The organism is Romboutsia sp. 13368, from assembly GCF_018336475.1.
Taxonomy (GTDB): Bacteria; Bacillota; Clostridia; order Peptostreptococcales; family Peptostreptococcaceae; genus Romboutsia.
The window spans coordinates 734,848-735,121 of record NZ_CP048741.1 but is presented as its reverse complement, the minus strand read 5'-3'; the positions used below and the strand labels follow the sequence as shown (position 1 = coordinate 735,121).

Annotated in this window: 1 protein-coding gene; it reads right to left on the bottom strand. The window is 22.6% G+C overall.

The features are described 5' to 3' along the window. Positions 1-27: 27 nt before the first annotated feature. Entirely contained in the window at positions 28-201 is a 174-nt protein-coding gene (locus tag G3997_RS02935) for a hypothetical protein (protein ID WP_296647831.1), read from the bottom strand. Positions 202-274: the final 73 nt, after the last annotated feature.

Below are 274 nucleotides of genomic sequence, written 5' to 3'. Positions count from 1 at the left end.
TGTCTTGTCTAAAATATACTATTTATTTTAAATCATATTATTTTTAGGAAGGCTATTATCTTTTTTACTACTTCCCTTACTATTTACAACTTGAACTTGCTCTAAATTTGATAAAAGATCTAGGTCTCCTTGTGAATGGTTTACTATATTTTCTATTGATTTATTTTTATTATCATCTCTTCTTGGTTTTGATTTTTCCAAAATTATCACCCTTTCTTATATATATAGACATATTTTTTCCTATATATATCTTTTTAAACTTGTAAATAATTAC